This window comes from Streptococcus danieliae, assembly GCF_009767945.1.
Classification (GTDB): domain Bacteria; phylum Bacillota; class Bacilli; order Lactobacillales; family Streptococcaceae; genus Streptococcus; species Streptococcus danieliae.
Genome location: NZ_WSRS01000015.1, coordinates 1 through 21340 on the forward strand (window position 1 = coordinate 1; position 21340 = coordinate 21340).

Genomic DNA, 21340 nt, shown 5'->3' on the forward strand with positions numbered 1-21340 from the left:
GAGGGACAATGACTTGGGCGTTTCTCTAAGGAGCCTTCGATGATTTGAGCCATACGATTGCGTCTATCTTTACGATAAATAAGCCAGTCTTCTTTGAAAGTGATGTTTAGGTCTTGAATTCCGAGTAATTTTTGAGTAACATAGTCCATATGAAGCAATTCCTATTCTGATGTTTTTTTTCACTTATCAGTTTACTAGGAATTGCTTTTTTTTGCACTCTGAATTACAAAAAAAGTTGCATGGAGAGCAAGCTTTCCACACAACTTATTATAGAACCTAAAAAGACCTCCAATCAGGTCCTTATGGATCCTGGTTGGAGGTCTTTTGGGTTATTAGGATTTATCCTCATCGGGGGTTAAAACCATGGGGATAATAATCGGTTCACGTTCAGTGTTTTCATAGAGGAAGGGCCGTAGGGCGTTAACAATCGCTCCATTAACGGATTGGATGCTGGCCTCTTTGTTTTTCAAGGCGATGCGAATAGCGTTGAACAGAATCCGCTGGCTTTGGCGAATTAGATCACCAGATTCCCGCATGTAGATAAAGCCGCGGCTGAGGATGTCTGGTCCTGCGAGAATCATCTTGCTCTTGAAATCAACAGTTGCGACGGCTAGGACGACCCCATCTTGAGATAGGTCTTTGCGGTCGCGGAGGACAGCTGCCCCGATTTCACCAATGCGGTTTCCGTCGACGTAGATGTCCTGGGCATTAAAATGTCCTGCGATGCGGGCTGAATCCGCTGTTAGGGCGAGGACATCACCGTTTTTCATGATGAAAACATTATCCTTTTCGACACCAGTGTCAATGGCTAGCTGGGCATGGATTTTTTGCATGCGGTACTCACCATGCACGGGCATAAAGTATTTTGGCTTGATCAGGCGTAGCATAAGCTTTTGCTCCTGCTGGCCGCCGTGTCCGGAGGTATGGATATTGTTAATTTTTCCATGAACAACATCAACACCGGCTTCAATAATTTTATTAATCAATTTATTGACGCTGGTTGTATTTCCAGGAATTGGGCTGGATGAGAAGATAACGGTGTCTCCGGGTTGGAGTTGTACTTGGCGGTGGGTTCCGTTGGCAATGCGGGAGAGGGCGGCCATGGACTCACCTTGGCTACCGGTACACATAATAAGAACCTCATGGGCTGCATATTCCTTGATCTCATTTGGTTCAATAAAGGTGCCTTTAGGAACCTTGATATAGCCCAGTTCAATCCCGTTGGCAATGGCTTTCTCCATGGAACGACCGAAAACGACAATCTTGCGACCGGTCTTGACAGCAGCTTCAGCTGCTTGTTGGAGACGGAAAATATTGGAAGCAAAGGAGGCGAAGATAATCCGGCCTTCAATGTTCTCAATAATTTTCATGATGGATTGACCGACCACTTTTTCGGAATTGGTAAAGGTTGGGATCTCCGCATTGGTCGAGTCAGATAATAGGACCAAAACGCCAGATTCGCCAATCGCCGCCATCCGGTGGAGGTCAGCGGGTTCTCCGACTGGGGTGAAGTCAAACTTAAAGTCCCCGGTACAGACAATCTTCCCTTGAGGAGTATGGATAACAATCCCTAGGGGCTCTGGAATCGAGTGGGTGGTGCGGAAGAAGGTGGCTTTGAGGTGTTTGAAGGGCAGCTCACTGTTGTGGTTGATTTCAAACAGTTTAGCATCCCGCAAGAGTCCGTGCTCTTCTAGCTTTCCACGGATGAGGGCCAAGGCTAAGGGTCCAGCATAGATAGGAATATTGGCTTGTTTGAGCAGGAAGGGGATGCCGCCAATATGGTCTTCGTGACCATGGGTAATGAGCAGTCCCTTCACACGGTCGATATTGTCGACGATATAGGAATAGTCGGGAATGACATAATCAATTCCCAAAAGATCATCTTCTGGGAATTTGATGCCGGCATCCACGATCAGGATTTCATCCTGGTATTCAATCCCATAGGTATTTTTTCCGATCTCACCGAGACCACCGATGGCGAAAACCCCAACCTCCTCTTTTTTTAGTTGGTAGCTCATGATGGGAACTCCGTTAATGCGAAGTTCGCGTTTTCCTTCTCATAAGCCAAGTGATTTTCGGACAAGGCTTCGATTAATTCGATGTTGTAGTTGGTGTTGTTTTCAACCAGCTGACGAGCCTGGATGCGACCTTCTAATTCAGTTTGAGCATCAATCTCGAGGTAGAGGGAACGTGTTGTTTCACGACGTGGGCTCCGGTCTTTTGTTTCTTGATAATAAACTTTAAAAATCATAAAATTCCTTTCTAGTTATTGCGCATATTCATGAGAAAAGGAAGGAGGGGGACTTTGATAAATCCGGCTCCTTCCTCTTTATACTCTTTCTCTTTTTGAATTGGAAGTAGTATTAGAATCGCTAAATTTTCTTTCGTTGCAATAATGCTGATTATATCATAAAATAAAAGGGATAATCAAGTAAGGACAGTAGAATCAGATGAAAGTTTTATCCTTAGACACCTCCAATCAGGCCTTATCCGTTGCTCTTCTAGAAGAGGGGAAAATGGTCGGGCAAGTGACCCTGGCCTTGAAGAAAAATCACAGCATCACCTTGATGCCCACCATCGATTATCTCTGCCAAGCCTGTGACTGGAAACCGACGGATTTGGAGCGGATTTATGTGGCCTATGGACCTGGGTCTTATACCGGGGTACGGATTGCCGTAACCACTGCCAAGGTTCTGGCCCAGACCCTGGGAGCAGAACTGGTGGCTGTTTCCAGTCTGCGGGCCTTGGTACCAGCTGATGTGACGGGTCCTGTTGTAGCCTTGATGGATGCCCGTCGCCAGCATGTCTATGCGGGCTTTTACCAGGATGGGGAAGTTCTGCAGCCAGAGGGTTACTATGCCTTGGACAAGGTCTTGGAGTTGATGACGGCTCAAGCTTCGGTGACCTTTGTGGGCGAAGTGGCGGCCTTTGAAGCGACGATCCTGGAAGCCTTGCCGCAAGCTAAAATCTTGCCGACCTTGCCGGATGCCCTTGTGCTGGCTCAGATGTCCAAGGAGTTGCCAGTGGAGCCTCATGCTCTGGTTCCCAACTACCTCAAGCGGGTGGAGGCAGAGGAGCAATGGTTGATGAAGCAGGACTCGGTTGATGCCGGAGAGTCCTATATTCAGCGTGTATGAGTCCCTTAACCAGTCAAGAGGTCTATAGCTTTCTGAGTCAGGTCTATCCCAGTGGCTCCCCTTGGACGGAGGCTATGATTGCCCGTGATTTGGAGCGGGAGGATACCCATTTTTGGACGGTTTATCAGGGGGCGGTGCTGGCAGCCCTTTGTGTCGTCCAAGACTTGGCTGGGGAGCAGGAGATTTTGCAGCTAGGAGTCTTGCCAGCCTATCGAGGTCAGGGCTTGGCGCGTGATCTGTTGTTGTCGCTCCCCGGTGGAGAGCCCTATTTTTTAGAAGTAAGAGAATCGAATCAGGCTGCTCGCAGACTCTATGAATCGATTGGATTTGTGGAGTTGGGACGGCGGCCCAATTATTATCAGAATCCCAAGGAGGATGCTGTTTTAATGAAGGGAGACTTGCATGGACGAGAAGATCATTCTGGCCTTTGAGACATCTTGTGATGAGACCAGTGTTGCAGTTTTGAAGAAGGGGCAGCTGGTCTCGAATGTAATTGCTAGCCAGATTGAGAGTCACAAGCGGTTTGGTGGTGTAGTGCCCGAGGTGGCCAGTCGCCATCATGTGGAAGTGATTACGGCCTGTATCGAGGAGGCCTTGCAGGAGGCTGAGGTTAAGGCTGGGGACGTTGATGCTGTTGCGGTGACTTATGGACCAGGCCTAGTCGGAGCTCTTCTAGTTGGCCTGTCAGCCGCCAAAGCCTTTGCCTGGTCCCACAACCTCCCCTTGATTCCCGTTAACCACATGGCGGGCCACCTGATGGCAGCTCAGGACCAGGCGGAGCTCAAGTTTCCGCTGATGGCTCTACTGGTCAGTGGTGGCCACACCGAGCTGGTGTATGTCAAGGAGCCGGGCGATTACCGCATCGTCGGTGAAACCCGAGACGATGCGGTCGGCGAAGCCTATGACAAAGTTGGCCGTGTCATGGGGCTGACCTATCCCGCTGGTCGTGAGCTTGACCAATTGGCCCATCAAGGCCAGGATGTCTACAATTTTCCTAGAGCCATGCTGGGGGAGGACAATCTTGAGTTTTCCTTCTCAGGCCTAAAATCAGCCTTTATCAATCTCCATCACAATGCCCAACAAAAAGAAGAAGAGCTGAATCAGGCAGATTTAGCGACCTCTTTCCAAACGGCTGTGCTCGATATCCTTCTTGGGAAAACCAAGAAAGCCCTAGAGCGCTACCCCGTTGAGATGTTGGTCGTTGCAGGTGGTGTCGCAGCCAATCAAGGCCTCCGCCAACGCCTGGCCGAGGAGATTACAGACATCCCCGTCGTGATCCCTCCCCTACGCCTCTGTGGCGACAATGCTGGCATGATTGCCTATGCCAGTGTCAGCGAGTGGAACAAAAACAACCTGGCAGGCTTGGACCTCAATGCTAAGCCTAGTTTAGCCTTTCCGAGCATGGGTGACCTCTAAAGTCTAGCATCAAAAAACCAGCTCCGTTCAAGAGCTGGTTTTTCTGAAAATTAGTCATAAGAAATGGAAGAGCCAGCTACCCAGCCGGAGGCGAGGGCGCTGGTGATGTTGAATCCACCTGTGTGGGCGTTGATATCCATAACCTCGCCGGCAAAATGGAGGCCAGGGACCAATTTGCTTTCCAGGGTTTTGGGGTTGATTTCCTTCAAGTCCACACCACCCTTGGTCACAAAGGATTTGGCTAGGGACATTTTTCCGGTGACAGGAATCTGGAGGCCCTTAACCGTGGTTAAGAGGTGTTCCAGGTCTGCTTTGAGGATTTGCTTGATTGGTAGGTCGGCCAAGTCTTTCAGGAGAAAGAGGGCCAACCGCTCGGGGAGGAGTCCTTTAAAGACCGTTTTAGCTTGTTTGTCGCGGTTGGCTTCCAGCAGTTTAGCCAAGTCTGCCTGGGAATGATCCGGTAGCAGGTCCAGTTCCAGTCTTTCGCCGCCCTTAATAAAGGAGGACATCCGGAGCGCTGCGGGACCAGATAGCCCAAAGTGGGTAAAGAGCAGGTCATGGCGAATCTCGCGTTTGCCTAGCTTTAGGGTCACCTCGTCCAGGGAAATTCCCTGAAGTTCCTTATGAGGGAAGTCGGTGAGGATTGGACTTTCGGCAGCTTCCAGGTCCGTAATGTGGTGGTGGAAGTGCCGGGCAATCTCATGGCCAAAGCCAGTGGAGCCTGTTGACGGATAAGATTTGCCCCCGGTTGTGACAATCAAACGCTGGCAGGTCCACTCCTGGTCGGCAGACCTCAGGTGGAAGTAGTCGTCCTTTTTCTTGACCGCCACAATTTCCGTCTGGGTCAGAATGCTGGCCCCCAGTGTTTTGATTTTTTTCTCCAAGGCCTCAATGATGGTCCGCGACTTATCGCTTTTAGGAAAGACTCGTCCATGATCCTCGACCTTTAAGGCCACTCCCTCTTCTTCAAAAAAACGAATAATGTCGTGGTTGTCAAATTGGGAAAAAACGCTGTACAAAAAACGGCCATTGCCAGGAATGTTGGCGATAAGATCGTCTAAGGTCCCGTTATTGGTCACATTGCAGCGGCCGCCGCCAGTCCCAGCCAGCTTTTTACCCAGCCGCCGGTTCTTCTCAATCAGGAGGGTCTGCTGCCCATAATAGGCACTGGCAATTGTAGCCATCATGCCAGCAGGCCCACCACCTAATACAATAGTTTCAAAATGCTTCATACTGCCATTGTATCATAGGTCTCCAGAAACTTCAGATTATTTGACAGTCTAGGAGTGATGTGTTAAGATTTAGATACCAAAAAAGAAAAAGTAAAAGTACAATGAGGGTATTATGGCAATTGAGAAAACAGTACGGGAAATTGCTGAAATTGTAGGGGTCACTCGTCAAGCCGTCAATGATCGTATTAAAACTCTCCCACCTGAGGATTTATCCAAGAATGAGAAAGGAGTGACGGTTGTTACCAGGAGTGGCTTAATCAAGCTAGAAAATCACTACAAAACATCCATCTTCGAAGACGAGCCAATCAGCGAAGATGCCAAGGAAAAAGAAATCCTACAAATCTTGGTAGACGAGAAAAACGAAGAGATTACACGCCAGGAGAAGGAAATCGAACGCTTGCATGAGCAACTCAAATCCAAGGACCAACAACTCCGCACCAAGGATGACCAGATTGCAGAGAAAGACAAGCAACTCGACCAGCAACAACAACTGACCTTGATGGCCATGAATGACAAGGATAGTTTGAAACTAGAGCTAGATGCTGCGAAAAAGCAGGTAGAAGAACAGACCCATAAAGGTTTTTGGGCACGATTATTTGGACAATAAGAAAAATGAGGTTAGAAACATACTGAACCTCATTTTTTGGTGCTTTTTAGAAACAGACCTTGCTGACATAGTCTTTTAGTTTCTATTTTATTACTGTGATAGCTCGTCTTGCTGTACTTCAGTACTGTCTGCGACTTGTTGCCTCGTACTAAGAGTAAACTAAAAGACTATAAAAATCATGTTTGTGTCGACTCCAAATCAAAGCTAATCAAAAATTTCAGAGTGACAGCAGCTAATAAAAGGCAGTACTTTCCGAGGTATTGGTTTGAAAGAATAGACAAACTAAAAGCTTGTATCGGGTTGAAACTGGATATGAAGTCTAAAAGTAGATCCCTGCCCTTCTTGGCTGTTTACTAGGATATTTCCCCCTAGTTGTTGGGCTAGTTCCTGGGCAATGTAGAGGCCTAAGCCGTGCCCGCCTGTGTGGGGATTCCGAGAATTTTCTAGGCGGTAGAAGCGTTTGAAGATATGGGGTATTTCCTCGGTTGGAATTCCTGCTCCTTGATCGGTAATGGCAATTGTTAGGTGATCGAGGGTGGCCTCTCCTTCAATAGTGAGGGGAGATCCTGGAGGAGAGTATTTGAGGGCATTTTGTATTAGATTGTCTAAAATTCGATAGAGTTTCTGAGGGTGGCTCTGAATGGAAGCGGACTCAGGTGTAACTTGAATCCGAACGTCTCGACTTTCTTGTTCTATTTGCAATCGGTGCTCGGCTAAAACATCCAAAATCAGTTTATCCAAATAGACTGTCTCTGCTTGCCTAGGCTGATGTTGAAATGCTTCGACCTCGAAGGATAGATCGTCTAATTTTTCAACTAAGTGATTCAAACGCTTGGTTTGTTGAAGCATGGTTTGGAGGTAGTGAAGAATCTCATCTTCTTGGATAATTCCATCGAAAATCCCCTCGATACTGGCTTGAATGGAGGTAATAGGTGTTTTGATATCGTGCGCTAGTTGAGCAATCATGACAGCTTTTTCCTGCTCGCTTTCTTGTAAATCTTGGGCCATCGTGTTGAAGCTGTCCCCCAATTGTTGGAATTCCAAAGGAGCAGTAATGTTGACTTCTTTTTGGAAGTGGCCTGTGGAAAGAGTCTGCATTTTTTCAATAAGAAGTTGGAGTGAGGAGAGGACTTTCTGGCTAATAAGAAGACTGGGAATCAGACCTAGTAGGCTAGCTAAGGCGACAATGCCCATGATAAAGCCGATTTCTTTTTGATCAATGAGCATATAGCTAATTCCCGTAAATACGCCTAGTAGGGTAATGATAAGGGTAATGAGGGGGCCAATTAGTAAATACATTTTTAAACGCATGCTAGTCCTCCAATTTGTAGCCTAATCCCCAAACGGTAGTGATTTTTGGAGTCAATGGGGTACTGTATTTAGCTAAATCTTGTCTGAGAGCGTGGATATGGACATTGAGTGTATTGGTATCTTGGAGATAGTCTTCATCCCAGATTTTTTCATAGAGTTCAGACTTGGAAAAGACTCGTTGCTTTTGACTGGCCAAAAGCCATAGAAGGTTAAATGCCTTATTGGTCAAGTCTAGGCTATGTTGGTTAACCTGGGCTTCACGTCTGGTGTGGTTGAGCATTAAGTCCCCGATTTGAATGCTGTCTGAAGGATCTGTTTTGCCATAAATCCGCTTTAGGATATTGGTAACTCGTAAGACGAGCTCTCGTGGACTAAAGGGCTTGGTGATGAAGTCGTCTGCCCCAATACTAAGCGAGTAGATTTTATCCATTTCGGCCATTTTAGCTGTGATAAAAAGAAAGCCTTGATCTTCTTTGTCCTGCAACACTTCAGAAATAAAATCATACCCATCCATTTCGGGCATCATGATGTCGCTAATAATGAGATCGATTGGATGCTGCCGATAAAGTTTGAGTGCTTCCTGTCCGTTGTTGGCTGTGTGAACCTGATAGCCTGCTTGTATGAGGTAGCGCCGATTAATGTCGATAATCTGAGGTTCATCGTCGACTAAGAGGATTGTGTAGTTCATGAGGATCCTTTCTAGAGTGTCGGGAAATAAATATCGAAAAAGTGCTATACTTATTTTTAGTATAACACTTTTCGATATCATTCTTGAAAGGCAGCTTTTCTCTAAGATTAGTCTTCTTTTTTAGGATGTTTCATCAGTCCTAGGCCTGCAAAAAGGCTTAAAAGTCCCATGAGTCCCAGAGTAGCCGATTCTTTGTGTCCCGTTTCTGGTAGTTTTTTTACCTTAGAAGAGGTCATGGATTTCATGGGCATAGGATGGTCCATAGACATAGACATGGAAGTTGCGGTTTGCTTCATCATCGGAGCTCCCTTGTCCATTTTCATTTGTTCCATCTTACTCTGATTCATTCGATCCATTTGTGGTTTATCGGACATATCCATTTTTTCCTTGGCTGCCAAGGAAAGCTGGACTTCTTTTTGAGCTAAGACTAGATTCATGTCGCTCTTTCCATCTGTGGATCCGTACAGGACAATGGTTCCACTGACCATATTTGTTTGATTTTTTTGGAGAAAAGCAAGAAGGTCTTTCCCCATCAACCCTTTACCGGCTCCAGATAAGGCAAAGGTATAGAAATATTTTCCAGTCGGTAAGTTGTGGGCGATGGTTAAGGTCGGATGCATAGCAGATCCATTGTGAGACCACGGTGCCTTGTCAGCTGCTTTAAGAAGAAGGCGTGTCAGCATCCCATCGCCTCCAAAGGCTTCAAGAGGGATTACCTGGTTTACTCCAGCTAAGAAAGGTCCATCGACATTTGCGTGTTCCAGATAGTCGTGTGGTAGCTGGACGTGCTCTTTCGTATTGTTTTGGAGAAACTTACGGAAATCGTCTGGAGTGAGAACAGGATGGAAGCTGAGTTGAACCTGTTGACTGGCAATGATGTTGCTCAAGTCAGCCATTCCGTTGGTGGAACCATAGACGGTCACACGACCTTGGTAGTTTCTATTTGGGTTCATTTGGAGCTCTTTCAGCAGCTCAGCTCCCATTTTATTTTTGACTTCCCCCTCTAAATCAAAGGAGTAAAAATAGTGATTAGCTGCCAGCTTATTGACAGGAGCCAGTGCAGGGTGCATAGCAGTCCCATTATCAGACCAAGGAGCGGCGTCTGAGGACTGCAGTAAAAGTCGCGTTAACATGCCGTCGCCACCGAAGGCCTCATAAGGAATAACTTGGTTGACACCTGCTGTAAAGGGACCGGGATGGTTGGCTGCTTTGAGGTAGGTCTCTGGTACTGAGACTTCTTGCTTGATAGCCGAGGTAACAGAGGTGGCCACCTCAGACTCACTAGCCCTATCGGTTACAGGAGGATTGTTTAGAGGCATGGTAACTTCTGTTTCAACAGGAACTTTCGGTTGAACTGCGGAGGAAACGCTCTGGTCAGCCATAGGCTCTTCAAAATGAGCTGAAGCGACTTCTTGTTTTTCAGTAGACTGGCTAATGGTTTCCATTCCAGGAGTTAGTTCATCCGCTTGTACTTGAGGAGCTTGCCCTAATAGAAAAAAAGCGCCATTGGCAACGACGACCGACACCAATCCAACTTTAGCACGACGGAGAGACCAGGTTTTAAAGTCCTTTTTACTTGCTTGAGACATAGGTTATGTACCTCTTTTCTTTTAATTCTATAGTTAGTATAGAATACTTGTCTTAAGCAATTGTAAGCTCTTTATTAAATAATTCTTAATTGTTGCGTCTTTTTCCAAAATAAAAATAGGTTGGGCTTAAGTTCCAACCTATTTGTTTTGAGAAGCTATAATTTTTTACGTTTGCGTTTTGTAAGCAGGCTTCTTGTTCTGTTGCTCCAGGATTAAAACGGTAACTTCCCGGCAAGGGCTCCCATGGTTTTTTGGGTTTCTTGGTCGATTTTTTCGAGAGCTTTATTGACGGCTTGAGCTGTCATATCTGCAAGAGTTTCGAGGTCGTCTGGATCGACAACGGCAGGGTTGAAAGTGATAGCTTTCACCTTACGGTCTCCGGAGAGGGTGACTGCGACCAAGTCTTGGGCAGAAGCACCGGTGAAGTCTTTAGCGGCTAGCTCAGCTTGTTTTTTCTCCATGTCTTTCTGCATTTTTTGAGCTTGCTTCAATATGTTTTGCATATTCATCATAAGTGTTATTCTTCCTTTCTGATCAAGGGACTTCCCTTGGGGTGTGGAAAGTGTCTGTTAAGCTTCGATTGACTTAGAGGAAGCTTTTCATCACTGTTTCAATTATAGCACGATTTTAGGTCTAGTGATAGAATGACTGTGCTTCCAATTTCCCAAAAAACTGCCCAAGGACCGGTCAACTCTTTTGGACTACGAGTAAGTTGGTTGGTCTTTTGTCTAGTGATGGGAATTCGGATTAAAAAAAGTAAGGGATTTCACCTCTTCGATGCTTAGAATTTGTTAAAAAAGCAGTATAATAAGAATAAGGAATAAATCGCCGTTTGAGCGATCAAATAGGATCGAAAATTTCCGAGCTAATCCTTTGTGATTCTTTGAACATTTGAGTAAAATAGAAGTAAAGTAAGAAAGGATACGACTATGTCAAAGAAAAAAGTTGTTATTGTTGGGGCCTCTCACGGGGGTCATGAATCCGCTATCCGTATTTTGGATAAGTATGAAAATGTAGATGTAACCATCTATGAAGCAGGGGACTTTGTTTCCTTCATGTCTTGTGGAATGGAGCTTTTCCTAGAAGGAAAAACAATCGGTCAAGACTACGTGCGGAACTTCTCACCTGAAGAATTGGAAAGCCGTGGCGGACGTGTGGTCAATAATCATCAAGTGACAGCCATTCAGCCAGAAGCCAAAACCATTACAGTGAAAAACTTGGTGGCAGGTGCTGAAGAAACAGTGGCTTATGACAAATTGATCCTTAGCGTTGGGGTTGAATCCATTGAGTTGAACTTGCCTGGTAAGGATTTGGAAAACATCTACTTGATGCACGGTTACGACTGGGCAAGCAAGATCAATGCGGCACAGCAAGATGACAGCATCCAAAATGTAGTAGTAATCGGTTCTGGTTATATCGGAGTTGAAGCGACACAAGTCTTCACCAAGGCTGGTAAATCTGTAACCCTTATCGATATGCTAGAGCGTCCATTGGGTAACTACCTCAATGCAGAGTCTACAGAGATTTTGGAACAAGCCTTTGTGAATGCTGGAGTAAACTTGCACATGGGTGCAAGTGTGGAAGCCTTCTTGGGTGAAGGACGTGTGCAGGCTGTGAAGACTGATAAGGCTGAAATCCCAGCTGATCTTGTTATTGTGGCTGTTGGGGTTTACCCAAATACAGCTTGGTTGCAAGGTCTTGTAGCTTTGGATGAGCGTGGCTACATCAAGACAGACGCTTACTTGCGGACAAATGTTAAAGATGTGTATGCGGTTGGAGATGCAACCTTGCAACCATCAATTCCTGCGAATCAGTCCTTGCCGATTGCACTGGCAACGACAACTCGTCGTTCAGCCTTCTACCTAGCAAGTACCTTGTTTGATGAGCAACCTGCGCGTGCTTACAAGGGAGTTGTTGGTTCTTCTGCTTTGGGAATCTTCGGCTACCAGTTCGCGACTTCAGGTTTGAACCAGTACACTGCGGGTCGTATCGGTTTGGACTTTGAAACAAGTTTCTATGCGGATCGTGTTCGTCCAGCCTACATTCCTGAAAGTGACAACCCAGAAGTCTTTGTGAGCTTGACCTTCCACCCACGGACTCATCAAATCCTTGGTGGTTCTGTTCTATCTCAAGCGGATGTGACAGCTCAAGGAAATGTTTTGTCTCTGGCGATTGCACAGAAATTGACCTTGGAAGATTTGGCAGAAGCTGATTTCTTCTTCCAACCTGGCTTTGACCGTCAATGGAGCTTGTTGAACCTCGCTGCTCAAGATGCTTTGGGCTATAGCCGCTTTTAATTTACCGCCAGTTAGGGAGTTCCCTAGCTGGTTTTTTTAACTTTGAGAAAAACTTTACATTTATGGGGAGTCTTGTTATAATCATCAAGTATTAAAAAATGAAAAAAGGAGATACAGTACAATGGATGTAACTTGGGGTGTAAAGTACCTTACTGAGTTTATTGCGACAGCCTTTCTACTTGTTTTGGGAAACGGTGCCGTTGCTAACGTTGATTTGAAAGGAACCAAAGGAAATAGTTCTGGTTGGGTTGTGATTGCCTTGGGCTACGGTTTGGCGGTTATGATGCCAGCGATGATGTTTGGAAATGTTTCTGGAAACCACATCAACCCTGCTTTCACACTTGGTCTTGCAGTTAGCGGCCTATTCCCATGGGCTCACGTAGCACCATACATCTTGGCTCAAGTACTTGGAGCGATGTTTGGTCAGTTGTTGGTGGTTGTAGCCTACAATCCTTACTTCAAGAAAACAACGAATCCAAATGCCGTTCTTGGTTCTTTCTCAACCATTTCAGCTTTGGATGATGGCACAAAAGAATCTCAAAAAGCTTCCATGATTAATGGTTTTGTGAATGAGTTTGTTGGATCCTTTGTTCTTTTCTTCGGTGCTTTGGCGCTTACAAAGAATTTCTTTGGTGCCGAGTTGGTTGGTAAGCTAGTGGATAGTGGTTTTGACCAAACAATGGCTGAAACAGCCGCAAGTCCTTATACAGCTGGCAGCTTGGCAGTGGCTCACATTGCTATTGGATTCCTTGTAATGGCCTTGGTTGCTGCGCTTGGAGGTCCTACTGGTCCAGCCTTGAACCCAGCTCGTGATTTGGGTCCACGTATCTTGCACTTCCTCTTACCAACAAGTGTTCTTGGTGAAGCCAAAAAAGACTCCAAATGGTGGTATGCATGGGTACCAGTGGTAGCGCCAATCTTGGCATCTATTGTTGCCGTTGCTGTATTCAAAATGATTTATCTATAAGACGATAAGGCTGTGTGGATTTGCTTCCCACAGCTTTTTGTCTGCCTTTTTATAGTATTGCTTGTCTTTTTCTTATTTTTCTTTTAAAATAACAAGAGTTATTGTGGAGGAAATGATGAGTAAAGATAGGCTTGTACCCGTACTAAAAACAAATAATCGTCGTTTAAATTTTGACTTTTATGTGGAACAAATTGGCTTCACGGTCTTGTTAGAAGACGCCGGAGTTGCCAGCTTAGGGGATGCGCAAAAAGCGCTCTGTCTAGAAATCGAAGAGTTACCTGCCAACCGAGCTTTCCAGCCGCAAGGGAAGAAGAAGCTGGATCTTATGGTTTTTCGTGTGAACAGCCCGGAATCGGTAGAAGCAGGTTTGGCTCGTGGTTTGCAATTCGATGCTCTGTATCAGGGACCAAAGGGCTGGGCTTATTTGGCGACCTCTCCTGAAGGGGATCGAGTGCTGGTTCACTCGGAAGAGTCGGTAGCTGCTCTCAATTTGGTTGATCCAGCTGACTACCCAGCTAGCTTTCAGGCGGGTCACCTCAAACTGGATCAGGTGGAATTGGAAGAATTGCGTCTCCATGTTTCCGACAAAGAAGGCTCCAAGGCTCATTACCAACGGATTCAGTGGCCGGCAAACTTGGTCTTTACAGAGGCAGAAAGCGACTATCTACAAGCAGAAGCTGGGCAAGCCTGGGATCTGTTTCAACTGCGTCTTTTTCAGGTCGATTGGAACCTGGAGCAGCTACAAAAAAACTTGGAAGATCAGGAAGTTTTTGTTCCGAAGCGGGGTAACTTCCTCCTGGCAACCGATCCCTATAACCAACTAGAATGGTGGATTCAAGCCTATGCATAAGGTGTTAGCGGACAAGGTTCAGGAACAGTTGGACCAGCAGATTTATCCAGGTGCCAGTCTGGCGCTTTATCGGGAGGGACAATGGCAGGAATTTTATGTTGGCTGGGCTGATCCAGATAGGGAGCTCGCAACCCAGCCGGGTCTGATTTATGATTTGGCCAGTGTCAGCAAGGTTCTAGGGGTTGGAACCCTAGTGCTCCAAGCCTTAAAAGAAGGTATCCTGGATTTAGAGGATCCTATCCAGAGCCAGCTGCCAGATTTTCGCCATGCCCATTTGCGAATTCTTGATCTCCTCACCCATACTTCGGGCCTAGACCCCTACATCCCCAATAGAGACAGCCTTGATCGGGCCGGTTTGACCCAGGCCATGCTACAGTTAGAGCTAGGCCCCGATAAGCGCTATCTCTATTCCGATGTCAATTACATTTTACTGGGCTTTTACCTGGAAGCTCTTTTTGGGAAAAGTTTAGAGGAGTTGATCACTGCCCGAATCTGTGGTCCGCTGAATCTAACCCACACCACCTATGGTCCTTGTCCAGGTGCTGTTCCAACTGTTCGAGGAACTCACACAGGCCAAGTCCATGATCCCAAGGCCCAGGTCTTGGGTTCTCATACAGGTAGTGCTGGTCTATTTTCAACCATCCCAGATCTTGAGCGTTACCTAGAGAGCCAGTTATTGGACCCCAGCGTGTATTTGGATCAAGTTCATGGCTCTGACCCAGCCAACCCCCGTAGTCTGGCCTGGCGCCGCGAAGGGGACTGGTTGGACCATACAGGCTATACCGGAACCTTCCTGCTCTTCAATCGTAAACGACAAGAGGCAGCGATTTTCCTAGCAAATCGAACCTATTGGCAAGATCAACGAGCCAAGTGGATTCAAGACCGAAACGAACTGATGGATCTGATTCGTCAAGGAAAGTTTTGAGCGTAAAGAGCGGCCGTCGGCCGCTCTTTTGTCACATTAGAAAACCCAGGCTGGATAATCCAACCTGGGGAGGAGGTGCTAATTAAGCTAAGGCGTCATCCATGGAAAGAACTTCGTGGAAGACCCGTTGGGTTAATTCTGTTTTTTGCTCAGGAGTGAGGTACTTGGTGTTAACACAGTAACCAGAGATACGGACGATGACATCTTCACCAGCCATGATCTTGTCATAGACATCAGAGAGATCCATAACATTCAAGTTGACGTGCTGACCACCATTTTCAAAGTAGGCATCGAGGATGGTTACCAAGTTGTCTACTTGCTCATCACGGGTTTTACCAAGAGCTCGTGGGGATACTTGAGTTGTGAGGGAGATTCCGTCATTTGCATGGGCAAATTCGAGTTTCGCCAAAGAGTTCAAGTTTTGGAGCCAACCACCTTTTGATTTTGGTGATGGGTTGGCACCTGGAGAGAAGAACTCAAGCTCACTTGTGTTAACAGTACCATCTTCATTGAGGAAGACACCACGGTGAACAGGAGAGTGACCTGTTTGTTTAGAGTAGGCAACGTTAGAAGTGATGGTCAAGAGGGAAACGGTAGCTTCCGCATTCTTGTATAGTTTGTGACTCGCAAGACGGCTGTGGAAAGCTTCCAAGAGCCATTCTGCAATAGAGTCAACACGGTCATCATCTTCTCCGTAACGAGGGTAGTCACCAGTAGTTTCGTAATCGTAGATGTAGCCATCTTCATCACGAATTGGTTTTACAGTTGCGTATTTAATCGCAGATAGGGAGTCAACGGTGTTGGCAAATCCACAAATACCGAATCCCATGTTTGCCCCTTGGTGGGTTGGGAGGAAGGCCATTTGTGCTGCTTCGTAGTTGTATTTATCAGTCATGTAGTGGATAATATTGAGGGCATCCACATAGGTATCTGTGAGCCAGTCGAGGGATTCTTCGAAGTTGGCTTTAACCTTATCAAAGTCAAGGATTTCATCACGGATTGGCTCGATGTCAAAGACCTTGTAGTCTTTATGAACGTCATCGAATCCACCATTTAGTCCAGTGAGGAGGGCTTTCAAGACGTTTACACGCGCTCCAAAGTATTGGATGTTGTGGCTTTGGTTTTCATTTTCTGGATCCAAAGGAGACACACAACAAGAAATACAGCTCATTTCACCGTAACCTTCTTTGGCCATAGTTGTTACCCCTTCATACTGGATAGAAGAGTGTTTGTGGCTCATATCCATACAGTAGCGACGGAAGCTATATGGCAATTGGTCTGTCCAAAGAACCGTCAAGTTTGGTTCTGGTGAGTTGCCGATGTTGTCCAAGGTGTTGAGGAAACGGTAGTCCATCTTAGTAACACGGTGGCGGCCATCTGCTCCCATACCAGCCATTGAAGTTGTGATGAAGGTTGGGTCTCCAGAGTAGAGTTGGTCGTAAGCCTTGGTCCGGGCAAATTTAACAGTCCGGAGTTTCAAAACAAAGTCATCAACAAACTCTTGGATTTCAGATTCTGTATAAGTACCACGCGCCAAGTCCCGCTCTGCATAGATATCAAGTACGATTGGAACACGGCCAAGTGACGTAGCGGCTCCGTTGATGACACGAGCTGCTGCCATGAAGGCAATGTTGGTCCATTGAATCGCTTCTTTGGTGTCCATGGCTGGGCGACGTACATCTACACCATACAAGTCACCAAGGGCTACAACATCTTTCAAAGCTTGATACTGGAGGTTCACTTCTTCACGGAGACGAATTGTTTTTTCGTCAATATCTGTAAGAGCGTTCCAGTCGTCTACTTTTTCAGCCATGAGGAAGTCTGCCCCGTAAAGTGCCAAACGGGCATAAACCCCGATAATCCGTCCACGAGAGTAGGCATCTGGTAGGCCTGTAACGGTGTGCGCGTGGCGGGCACGACGGATGTTTGTGGTGTAAGCACGGAAGATACCGTCGTTTACGGTTGTTGCGTATTTGGTAAAGATCTCATGCAAGTGTGGATCTGGCTCATAACCATTCTCACGCAGAGTTGTTTCCGCCATACGGATTCCTCCCTTAGGCATGAAGCTAAGGCGGAAGAGCTCAGAGTTTTGGAGACCGAAGATTAATTCGTTGTCTTTGTCGATGTAACCAGCAGGGATGTCTGCGATTGAAGCGACCCGGTCAGTATCCATTGGGAAGCGTGTTTCTTCGTAGCCAGCCTTGGTTTCTTCGATGATTTTCTTAATGTGGAGGGAGCGTTCAGTTGGTCCTGCTAGGAAGCTTTCATCGCCATCATAAGGTGTGTAGTTGGCTTGAACAAAGCGAGAGACACTGACTTTTTCCTTCCAATCAGTTCCTTTAAAGCCTTCCCAGGCTTTTGCAAAAATGTCTTGAGTGTCAACGGTTGTTTTAACGACCATTAAAGGTACCTCATTATCTTTCTAGTCTTACGACGCATAGAAAAACCAATCGATTGACCAAGACTTTGATGAGACAAGTTGCTTTGTAACTCGATCGATTTTTCAGGAAGTCCGAGAACTGTTATAATTACAATTAGATTATAACACAAAGTAATCGTTTTCAATACTAAAAATAGAAGCTGTAAGGGTTTTCTGATGTAATACAGTTTTTGTTGAAACAGAAATCTGTATTGATTCTGTTTTACTTCACCAAGGAGGTTAAGGGAATGCTCATTTTTCCACTTTTAGACGATCAGTCCCGCAAAATCATTCATATAGATATGGACGCGTTTTTCGCCGCCGTAGAAGAAAGGGATAATCCTGAACTAAGGGGGAAGCCTGTGGTGATTGCTCGTGATCCTCGGATTACCGGTGGTCGGGGTGTTGTCTCGACCGCTAATTATGTGGCTAGACGTTTTGGAATCCACTCAGCCATGAGTGCCAAGGAAGCCTATCAACTTTGTCCTCAAGCGGTATTTATTCAAGGAGATTATCGGAAATATCGAGAGATTGGGCTCCAAGTACGGGAGATTTTTCGGCGTTATACGGATTTGATTGAGCCCATGAGTATTGATGAGGCCTATTTGGATGTGACGGTGAATAAGGTTGGCTCCTCTTCTGCGGTTAAGGTGGCACGGCTGATTCAGGAGGATATTTGGCGGGAGCTGCGGCTGACCTGTTCGGCTGGGGTTTCTTACAATAAATTCTTGGCCAAGTTGGCTAGTGATTACCAAAAACCGCGTGGACTGACGGTCATCAAGCCTGGGGAAGCTTTGGAGTTTTTGGCGCCCTTAGCAATTGAGAAATTTCATGGGGTTGGCAAAAAGAGTGCGGAGCGCTTGCGGCAGATGGGGGTGGAAACCGGGGCAGATCTGTTAGAAATCTCTGAAACAGAGCTGATTGACCGCTTTGGGCGTTTTGGCTATGAGCTTTATCGTAGGGCTAGGGGTATTCATAATGGCCCAGTTAAACCCAACAGGGTTCGTAAATCCTATGGCAAAGAAAGAACCTACAGCCACTTTTTACGTCAGGCAGCAGATGTTCGCCAGGAGCTTCAAAGTCTGGCCCACAGTTTGGCTCTGAATCTGGAGCGCGAAGATATTCAGGGACGGACAGTTGTGTTAAAAATACGCTGGGAGGATTTCGAGACCCAAACCAAACGTGTTTCCTTAGACCGGCCTATATATAAGGAAGAGGACTTACTAGCAGCTGCCCTAGAACTCTATGAATTGACTGCGCAAAAGGACCTGGCCATCCGCCTGCTGGGGATTACCCTAACCAATTTGGGTAAGGAACAAGAAAGCGATTTACTGGAAGATAAAGAGGAAACCGCCTCGGAGGCGGACAACCCTGATTAAGAGGGGCTGTCACTGTCCGGGGCGGTTTTGTGGTTTCCGAAAAATTCAGTTAGATCGGCTTCTGTCAAGCCAATCAGGGGATCAATCTGATCCCAGTTTTCCGCAGTGAGTTGGTACTGGAGCAAGTTTGGACCTTCTTCTTCCACAGTTTCCACAGACTTATCCACAGACTTGTGGATATCTTGTGGATAAGCTGTGGAAAACCTTGGGGAAAGATAGGTCTGGCGCTGGGTTCCTTCGTTTTCCACAGCATAGGTATAGGCTGTGGCTTGTCCTAAGAGAATCAGCTTACTTTTGGCACGGGTGATGGCGGTATAGAGGAGGTTGCGTTGCAACATCCGGTGGTTGGCCTGGGTTAGGGGGAGGATGACCACTGGGAATTCGCTTCCTTGGGACTTGTGGATGCTCATGGCATAAGCTAAACGAATTTTATACCATTCTTTGCGGGGGTAGTTGACTTCGCTACCGTCGAAGTCCATGCGGATTTCATCCTGGTCGCTATCGCTATAGCGGGCTGGAATTAACTCTGTGATGGTGCCGATATCGCCGTTAAAGACATTGGCTTGGGCATCGTTGACTAGGTGGATAACCTTGTCGCCCAAGCGGTAGTGCTGGTCGGTGGCCTCAAAACTTTGTTGGCCTTTTTTGGCAGGATTGAGCAGGTTTTGCATGAGTTGATTGATGGCATCAATGCCGGCAACACCCCGATACATGGGAGCTAAGACCTGGATATCTGGCGCTGCAATACCACTTCTCAGCGCTGCCCCCACAATTTTTTCAATCATTTCTGGAATATGTTCCGCTGAAGTTTCAAAGTAGGAGCGGTCGGCTTTTTTCTGGGGAAAATCAGCGGGTAGCCGCCCGTTTTTGATGTCATTGGCCAGGTGAACAATGGTTGAGTCTTCGCTTTGGCGGTAGATTTTTTCCAGATGGATTTTGGGGATGCTTTCCACTTCTTGCAAATCTGCCAAGACCTGTCCGGGGCTGACAGAAGGGAGCTGGTCGGCATCACCAACCAGAAGAATTTTTGTATGGCTGGCTAAATTTTGGAAGAGCTGGTTGGCCAACCAGGTGTCGACCATGGAAAACTCATCCACAATGATAAAGTCTGTATCCAAGGCTTCTTCCAGATGACTGACTTCATCATCGGCCACCATGCCCAAATGGCGGTGAATGGTAGCTGCGGGAAGGCCGGTTAATTCATTCATCCGCCGGGCAGCCCGACCGGTTGGGGCAGCTAGGAGGATGGGGATATCTTTGGCATCAAGGTTGATTTTGTGGAGCTTGGCGTAGACCGAAATAATCCCGTTTAAAACAGTTGTTTTCCCCGTTCCAGGGCCACCGCTGAGGATAAAAATCGGTTCCTGGATGGCTTGGATGATGGCGTTTTTTTGAACTGTATCGTAGTGAATCCCCAGTTCTTCCTCTACCTCTGTGATCAGTTCTGCTAAGTGGTCCGTATCCGCTTCGGACTCCGCCTGATCTCGGGCTTCCAAGAGGCGGAGCAGGTGGTTAGCAATCCCTTCTTCGGCGAAGAAGAGTGAGTTGGTAAAAATCTTTGTGCCGATGTTCTGGATTTTGTCTTCTTCTAACAGACTAGTCAATTCTCGGGCAATGATCTGGGGATCAATCGGTTCTTGCCGAGCTTCTTCCAGTAAGACCAAGGCATTTTCCAGTAGGAGAGTGGCTTCGATATAGGTATTGCCAGATTCTAGGCAATACTGGAAGAGGCTGTGGATAATCCCCGCTCGAAAGCGTTGGGGTGAGTTGGTTTCAATCCCCAGGCGTTCCGCCACCTGGTCGGCAATGACAAAGCCGACACCCCGGATATCCTCGACTAGTTGGTAGGGATTTTCCTGAATCACCGTCAGGGTTTCTTCTTGATAGGTGTCATAAATTTCGAGGGCCAGGCGATTGGGAATCCCCAAATCGGCTAGGCGGGCCAAGGCCTGCTCCAGGCCATAATTGATTTTCAGAGTTTGAACCAGGGCCAGCCGATTGGCCTTGGATAGTCCCTTGATCTCTTCTAGCTTTTGGGGTTGGTTGAGGATCTCATCGATGGGATTGTCTGAGGAATAAATATCTAAAATTCGTTTGGCAGTCTGTTTCCCAATCCCCTTAAATTGAGGCCCGGAAAAGAATTTGATTAACCCTTGTGGACTGGGCTTTTCTCGCTCATAGCGGCTGGTCACCACCTGTTCACCATAACGAGGGTGCTGAACCAGTTGGCCATAAAAGCGATAGGAGCTACCTTCTACAATAGTGGCAAAGGTACCGGTGACAATGATTTCAAAGCCAGCATAATCCGAATCGGTGTCTTCCAACTCCACGAGGAGGATCTTGTAAAAATTGCTTTGGTTTTCAAAAATAAGGCGGTCTACGCGACCTGAAAAGTAGTGTTCCATGTGCTTCCTTGTCATTTAAAGATAGTTGCAGAGGCTTTAATACTCTTTCTATTTTTCCTCACACGTCGTTAGCTTCGACCTAATGCTAGTTATGCCTGTGTCTCGCTGCCTAGTTTGA

18 protein-coding genes are annotated in these 21340 nt (G+C 46.7%); 9 read left to right on the forward strand and 9 right to left on the reverse strand.

Annotated features, from left to right (window positions below):
• Nucleotides 1–332: 332 nt before the first annotated feature.
• Both rnjA and E5983_RS02780 read right to left on the reverse strand, forming a co-directional pair.
• A complete protein-coding gene (gene rnjA, locus E5983_RS02775; protein WP_160332397.1) occupies nt 333–2018 on the reverse strand; it encodes a ribonuclease J1 in 1686 nt (561 codons plus the stop codon).
• Nucleotides 2015–2251, reverse strand: a complete 237-nt coding sequence (locus E5983_RS02780; RefSeq protein ID WP_160332398.1) for a DNA-dependent RNA polymerase subunit epsilon — start codon at nt 2249–2251, stop codon at nt 2015–2017. The genes rnjA and E5983_RS02780 overlap by 4 nt, the downstream gene beginning before the upstream one ends.
• Nucleotides 2252–2450: 199 nt before the next feature.
• On the opposite strand from E5983_RS02780, the gene tsaB reads away from it, so the two are divergent.
• From tsaB to tsaD, 3 genes are read left to right on the forward strand one after another with little or no spacing between them, the layout of a single operon-like run.
• On the forward strand, nt 2451–3137 hold the full coding sequence (tsaB, locus tag E5983_RS02785; protein ID WP_160332399.1) for a tRNA (adenosine(37)-N6)-threonylcarbamoyltransferase complex dimerization subunit type 1 TsaB: 687 nt from the start codon (nt 2451–2453) through the stop codon (nt 3135–3137).
• Nucleotides 3134–3568 (forward strand): ribosomal protein S18-alanine N-acetyltransferase, encoded by a 435-nt coding sequence (rimI, locus tag E5983_RS02790; RefSeq protein ID WP_160332400.1) that lies wholly within the window; start codon nt 3134–3136, stop codon nt 3566–3568. Before tsaB ends, rimI begins: the two co-directional genes overlap by 4 nt.
• Nucleotides 3540–4553: a tRNA (adenosine(37)-N6)-threonylcarbamoyltransferase complex transferase subunit TsaD gene (gene tsaD / locus E5983_RS02795; RefSeq protein ID WP_160332401.1), complete on the forward strand. Its 1014-nt coding sequence runs from the start codon at nt 3540–3542 to the stop codon at nt 4551–4553. The genes rimI and tsaD overlap by 29 nt, the downstream gene beginning before the upstream one ends.
• Before the next feature lie 50 nt (nt 4554–4603).
• Here the strand turns inward: tsaD and E5983_RS02800 are convergent, their stop codons facing one another.
• Nucleotides 4604–5785: a BaiN/RdsA family NAD(P)/FAD-dependent oxidoreductase gene (locus E5983_RS02800; RefSeq protein WP_160332402.1), complete on the reverse strand. Its 1182-nt coding sequence runs from the start codon at nt 5783–5785 to the stop codon at nt 4604–4606.
• A 112-nt stretch (nt 5786–5897) separates the two neighbouring features.
• On the opposite strand from E5983_RS02800, the gene E5983_RS02805 reads away from it, so the two are divergent.
• Nucleotides 5898–6392, forward strand: coding sequence for a DUF536 domain-containing protein (locus tag E5983_RS02805; RefSeq protein WP_160332403.1), 495 nt, complete (start codon nt 5898–5900; stop codon nt 6390–6392).
• Between the two features lie 282 nt (nt 6393–6674).
• Here E5983_RS02805 and E5983_RS02810 read toward each other — a convergent pair whose 3' ends face one another.
• From E5983_RS02810 to E5983_RS02825, 4 genes are all read right to left on the reverse strand, one after another.
• Nucleotides 6675–7703 carry a sensor histidine kinase gene (locus E5983_RS02810; RefSeq protein ID WP_160332404.1) on the reverse strand — a complete coding sequence of 343 codons (1029 nt, stop codon included), beginning with the start codon at nt 7701–7703 and terminating at the stop codon, nt 6675–6677.
• A 1-nt stretch (nt 7704) separates the two neighbouring features.
• Nucleotides 7705–8391, reverse strand: coding sequence for a response regulator transcription factor (locus tag E5983_RS02815; protein ID WP_160332405.1), 687 nt, complete (start codon nt 8389–8391; stop codon nt 7705–7707).
• A gap of 107 nt (nt 8392–8498) precedes the next feature.
• Complete coding sequence (locus E5983_RS02820) at nt 8499–9980, reverse strand: SSURE domain-containing protein (protein WP_160332406.1); 1482 nt, start codon at nt 9978–9980, stop codon at nt 8499–8501.
• A 212-nt stretch (nt 9981–10192) separates the two neighbouring features.
• Nucleotides 10193–10492, reverse strand: a complete 300-nt coding sequence (locus E5983_RS02825) for a YbaB/EbfC family nucleoid-associated protein (RefSeq protein WP_160332407.1) — start codon at nt 10490–10492, stop codon at nt 10193–10195.
• A gap of 417 nt (nt 10493–10909) precedes the next feature.
• Between E5983_RS02825 and E5983_RS02830 the strand changes: the two genes are divergently transcribed.
• The 4 genes from E5983_RS02830 to E5983_RS02845 all read left to right on the forward strand — a co-directional run bounded on the left by E5983_RS02830 (nt 10910) and on the right by E5983_RS02845 (nt 15019).
• Nucleotides 10910–12277 carry an FAD-dependent oxidoreductase gene (locus tag E5983_RS02830; protein WP_160332408.1) on the forward strand — a complete coding sequence of 456 codons (1368 nt, stop codon included), beginning with the start codon at nt 10910–10912 and terminating at the stop codon, nt 12275–12277.
• A gap of 121 nt (nt 12278–12398) precedes the next feature.
• On the forward strand, nt 12399–13244 hold the full coding sequence (gene gla / locus E5983_RS02835; protein WP_160332409.1) for an aquaglyceroporin Gla: 846 nt from the start codon (nt 12399–12401) through the stop codon (nt 13242–13244).
• A gap of 115 nt (nt 13245–13359) precedes the next feature.
• The gene (locus tag E5983_RS02840) at nt 13360–14094 is read left to right on the forward strand and encodes a CppA N-terminal domain-containing protein (RefSeq protein WP_160332410.1); all 735 of its coding nucleotides are present in this window, start codon (nt 13360–13362) and stop codon (nt 14092–14094) included.
• Entirely contained in the window at nt 14087–15019 is a 933-nt protein-coding gene (locus E5983_RS02845; RefSeq protein ID WP_160332411.1) for a serine hydrolase domain-containing protein, read from the forward strand. The genes E5983_RS02840 and E5983_RS02845 overlap by 8 nt, the downstream gene beginning before the upstream one ends.
• An 82-nt stretch (nt 15020–15101) precedes the next feature.
• Here the strand turns inward: E5983_RS02845 and pflB are convergent, their stop codons facing one another.
• Nucleotides 15102–17420, reverse strand: coding sequence for a formate C-acetyltransferase (gene pflB, locus E5983_RS02850; RefSeq protein WP_160332412.1), 2319 nt, complete (start codon nt 17418–17420; stop codon nt 15102–15104).
• A gap of 266 nt (nt 17421–17686) precedes the next feature.
• Between pflB and dinB the strand changes: the two genes are divergently transcribed.
• A complete protein-coding gene (dinB, locus tag E5983_RS02855) occupies nt 17687–18817 on the forward strand; it encodes a DNA polymerase IV (RefSeq protein ID WP_160332413.1) in 1131 nt (376 codons plus the stop codon).
• Here dinB and recD2 read toward each other — a convergent pair.
• Nucleotides 18814–21222 (reverse strand): SF1B family DNA helicase RecD2, encoded by a 2409-nt coding sequence (gene recD2, locus E5983_RS02860; RefSeq protein ID WP_160332414.1) that lies wholly within the window; start codon nt 21220–21222, stop codon nt 18814–18816. The two genes, dinB and recD2, sit on opposite strands and share 4 nt — an antisense overlap.
• Nucleotides 21223–21340 lie beyond the last annotated feature (118 nt).

Excerpts from the sequence above, each read along its gene's own strand:
- E5983_RS02825 (WP_160332407.1), bottom strand. The coding sequence starts at position 10,492 with ATGATGAATATGCAAAACATATTGAAGCAAGCTCAAAAAATGCAGAAA.
- E5983_RS02805 (WP_160332403.1), top strand. The coding sequence starts at position 5,898 with ATGGCAATTGAGAAAACAGTACGGGAAATTGCTGAAATTGTAGGGGTC.
- E5983_RS02820 (WP_160332406.1), bottom strand. The coding sequence starts at position 9,980 with ATGTCTCAAGCAAGTAAAAAGGACTTTAAAACCTGGTCTCTCCGTCGT.
- E5983_RS02830 (WP_160332408.1), top strand. The coding sequence starts at position 10,910 with ATGTCAAAGAAAAAAGTTGTTATTGTTGGGGCCTCTCACGGGGGTCAT.
- E5983_RS02810 (WP_160332404.1), bottom strand. The coding sequence starts at position 7,703 with ATGCGTTTAAAAATGTATTTACTAATTGGCCCCCTCATTACCCTTATC.
- E5983_RS02815 (WP_160332405.1), bottom strand. The coding sequence starts at position 8,391 with ATGAACTACACAATCCTCTTAGTCGACGATGAACCTCAGATTATCGAC.
- dinB (WP_160332413.1), top strand. The coding sequence starts at position 17,687 with ATGCTCATTTTTCCACTTTTAGACGATCAGTCCCGCAAAATCATTCAT.
- E5983_RS02840 (WP_160332410.1), top strand. The coding sequence starts at position 13,360 with ATGAGTAAAGATAGGCTTGTACCCGTACTAAAAACAAATAATCGTCGT.
- recD2 (WP_160332414.1), bottom strand. The coding sequence starts at position 21,222 with ATGGAACACTACTTTTCAGGTCGCGTAGACCGCCTTATTTTTGAAAAC.
- rimI (WP_160332400.1), top strand. The coding sequence starts at position 3,134 with ATGAGTCCCTTAACCAGTCAAGAGGTCTATAGCTTTCTGAGTCAGGTC.
- tsaB (WP_160332399.1), top strand. The coding sequence starts at position 2,451 with ATGAAAGTTTTATCCTTAGACACCTCCAATCAGGCCTTATCCGTTGCT.
- rnjA (WP_160332397.1), bottom strand. The coding sequence starts at position 2,018 with ATGAGCTACCAACTAAAAAAAGAGGAGGTTGGGGTTTTCGCCATCGGT.
- pflB (WP_160332412.1), bottom strand. The coding sequence starts at position 17,420 with ATGGTCGTTAAAACAACCGTTGACACTCAAGACATTTTTGCAAAAGCC.
- gla (WP_160332409.1), top strand. The coding sequence starts at position 12,399 with ATGGATGTAACTTGGGGTGTAAAGTACCTTACTGAGTTTATTGCGACA.
- E5983_RS02845 (WP_160332411.1), top strand. The coding sequence starts at position 14,087 with ATGCATAAGGTGTTAGCGGACAAGGTTCAGGAACAGTTGGACCAGCAG.
- E5983_RS02800 (WP_160332402.1), bottom strand. The coding sequence starts at position 5,785 with ATGAAGCATTTTGAAACTATTGTATTAGGTGGTGGGCCTGCTGGCATG.
- E5983_RS02780 (WP_160332398.1), bottom strand. The coding sequence starts at position 2,251 with ATGATTTTTAAAGTTTATTATCAAGAAACAAAAGACCGGAGCCCACGT.
- tsaD (WP_160332401.1), top strand. The coding sequence starts at position 3,540 with ATGGACGAGAAGATCATTCTGGCCTTTGAGACATCTTGTGATGAGACC.